The organism is Kribbella sp. (assembly GCF_035655035.1).
Taxonomy (GTDB): domain Bacteria; phylum Actinomycetota; class Actinomycetes; order Propionibacteriales; family Kribbellaceae; genus Kribbella.
Map to the genome: position 1 here is coordinate 1 of NZ_DASRVN010000713.1, position 2279 is coordinate 2279.

Sequence of the window (2279 nt, forward strand, 5' to 3'; positions counted from 1 at the left end):
CTCCAGTCGAGGCCGCGCTCGAGTGCGTACATGGACCGCACGTTGTCACGATACGTTCCGGGGATCCACATCGCGTCGACCAGCTGCGGCGTGACCCGGTCCTGGTGCACGAACAGGCCGCGGACCGCGGACTCGACCATACTGCGGCTCGTCGCCAGCTTGGCGAAGGCTTCGCCGACCAGCGGGAGCTTGAGGGTCTCCCAGCTCCACACGTCCGGCTCGTCCAAGCCGGACGGGGCGAGCAGGACGAGCTTGCTGACCTGCTCCGGATGGCGTTGCGCGTAGGCGAGCGCCCAGCCACCACTCCACGAGTTGCCGCCAAGCACGACGCTCTGCAGCTGCATTGCATCCAAGAACTGCCCAAGAGCCGCCGTCATCCCGTCCAAATCAAACGAGAAGCCCTCGTCGTGCAGCCGGGTCTCCCCCTGCCCTGGGAGATCCACGGCGTACACGGTGTGATCTTTAGCCAGTGCAGCCATCTCAGCATCCCAGGCCAACGCCGGCGATGCCCCCGGGGCCAGCAGCACAACCGGTGCGCCAGCCCCACGCTGTAGGTAATGCACCCGCGCCAACGGAGTCTCCACGTACTTCGAGTCAGCCGCAGCGCTCGGATGCGCCTGCGCGGCCGGCTGGTACACATAGGCAACCAATGCGAGCGCTGTCACCACTGCCACCGGGCCTACGACGACGGTTAACTTCAGCCAGCGCCGTCGTAGCAGGTTGAGGTCAGCAACGCACAGTGCGATGCACACCGGGGTGTAGAGCAGCAGGTTGAGCCAGTAGAACGCAGTACCGCCGTCTGTGAAGGCCCAGGCCACCCCTAGAGCGGCACGCGCAGCCAGTCCGGCTGCGACGCCGGCGACGACAAGTCTGCAGACCGCAGACCTGTCAGATCTGAGAACCGCGTAGCCCAGCACCAGGTGCAGTGCCGCCAGTGGCAGCACCACCTGTGGGGCGAACGACAACTGAATGCCGAGCACCGCTCGGGACAGCGATCGCTCGTCGGACGCGGGCCAGGTCGCGCCCGTCGCCCAGTAGACATGTATCACCGCCAGCAGAACGAGTACGCCCGCGACGGTCCTTCGAGTCTCCATCCCGACCCCTCCTCAGCTGGCACTGACAACTGGTGAAGAGGAGCCGTTCGGTCGAGACGTTCCCTGCGTGACGCAGGTCTCAGGCTTCGGGTGCCTTCGGGGCGTCGGCGAGCAGGAGGTAGAGCGACCGGCGGGCGTCGGTCAGGATCTTGGCGGCCGCGGTGCGCTGCTCCTCCGTGCCGTTGCGGGCGACCTGACGGGTGGCCGAGTGCAACTCCTCGAGCAGGCCTCGCAGGTCCGCTCCGGGTGTCGCGCTCGCGAAGGCGGCGAACGGGTCCGCCGAGGCGTCCCGGCGCCCTTCGACGTACTCACGGCCCGCGTCGGTCAGGGTGACGAGCTTGCGGCCGGCGTCCGCGGTCACGGTGACCAGGCCCTCGTCCTCCAGCTGGTTGATGGTCGGGTAGATCGCGCCGGGGCTGGGGGTCCAGCGCCCGCCGCTGCGGTCGGCGATGGCCTGCATCAACTGGTAGCCGTGCATCGGCTCCTCGGTGAGCAGCATCAGGACAGCCGTCCGGACGTCACCGCGCGGCGCTCGCCCGCGGCCCCGTCCCGGCCCGCGACCACCACGGCCACGGTGCATCGGCATGCCTTCCCCCATCCGCGGTCCGCCGCGCCGGGGGTGCTGGTGGCCGCGTCCGCGACCACGAAATTCGTTCGGGGTGTTCATAGTATCCTCCTCGATATTCTTCATGACACTAACGATATATCGTTACCGTCATCAACACAAGCCCTTCCGATAACTCGGTTGCGCCCGGCCCACGCACTTCTACAACTCGCGCACGCTCGCGGCGGCCGATGCGCGGACCGGATGGGTGGAGCCGGACGTCCGTCCGTTCCCGAAGTTCAAGGACGCGTGAAGTTCAGGCGCCGAAGGGGTGTGGATACCGGTGCAGACCTGATACCTTCTCCCGTCGCCCGGACCACCTGGGAGTGCCGGGGGCTTCAGAAGGGAATGCAGTTGTGAGGCTCTTCAACACCAAGAAGAAGAAGCTGATCGCCGCGTCGATCGCAGCGGTCGGAGTCATCGGTGCGGGCGCGATCGCGGCGAACGCCGCCGGCGGCACCGGGTGCGCGACCCTCAGCTACCCGCTGTGCGCGCGTTCCGTCGCGTCGGCCCAGGTCGTGGACGGCTCGATCGCCGAGATCGACCTGAACGCCGCCGTACGCGACAAGCTCAACAAGCCG

At 67.5% G+C, this 2279-nt stretch carries 3 protein-coding genes; 1 reads left to right on the forward strand and 2 read right to left on the reverse strand.

Annotation, left to right across the window (positions count from 1 at the left end):
- Nucleotides 1–1094, reverse strand: a 1094-nt coding sequence (locus tag VFF46_RS36890; RefSeq protein ID WP_325041908.1) for an alpha/beta fold hydrolase, incomplete at its 3' end; no start/stop codon positions are given.
- 79 nt (nt 1095–1173) lie between these two features.
- Nucleotides 1174–1593, reverse strand: coding sequence for a PadR family transcriptional regulator (locus VFF46_RS36895; protein ID WP_325041909.1), 420 nt, complete (start codon nt 1591–1593; stop codon nt 1174–1176).
- A gap of 461 nt (nt 1594–2054) precedes the next feature.
- On the opposite strand from VFF46_RS36895, the gene VFF46_RS36900 reads away from it, so the two are divergent.
- Nucleotides 2055–2279, forward strand: a 225-nt coding sequence (locus VFF46_RS36900; protein ID WP_325041910.1) for a hypothetical protein, incomplete at its 3' end; no start/stop codon positions are given.

What these genes read in the sequence shown, in the direction of transcription:
- VFF46_RS36895 (WP_325041909.1), bottom strand. Translation starts at nt 1,593, where the DNA reads ATGCTGCTCACCGAGGAGCCGATGCACGGCTACCAGTTGATGCAGGCC.